The organism is Vibrio sp. 10N.222.49.C9 (assembly GCF_041474985.1).
Taxonomy (GTDB): domain Bacteria; phylum Pseudomonadota; class Gammaproteobacteria; order Enterobacterales; family Vibrionaceae; genus Vibrio; species Vibrio crassostreae_C.
In genome coordinates this window covers 1-348 of the sequence record NZ_JBFRVD010001312.1, presented here as the reverse complement: position 1 = coordinate 348, position 348 = coordinate 1, and the positions used below count along the sequence as shown (strand labels likewise).

At 47.4% G+C, this 348-nt stretch carries 1 pseudogene; it reads right to left on the bottom strand.

Annotated features, from left to right (window positions below):
• A pseudogene (locus AB4585_RS28065) lies at positions 1-348 on the bottom strand (hypothetical protein); the annotation flags it as partial.

Genomic DNA, 348 nt, shown 5'->3' with positions numbered 1-348 from the left:
GACCTGAGGTGATGAAGCTAACTTCAACTCAACACGAGACGACGACACTGATTTGATGTACTCACCACCTGGCGTTGCGGTGGTCATGATTCTATCTATCACAGAGGCGCCACCATCTTTGTTTTGAGCACCACCAAATACATCAACCACTCGACTACGAGACTGATTACAAAGAAGAACAGTAGCCTCCTTAGCCTGCAGTAAGGGACGAATGAATCGCAAAGCCAACGAAGACACTCGCGCAAGCTCCATGTCATTCTGGTCAAGATCCAAATCTCCGAATGCACCGATGGAAGCATCGGCATAAATCTTTTTCGGTACCAAGGAAGCAACACTGTCTATAACGAC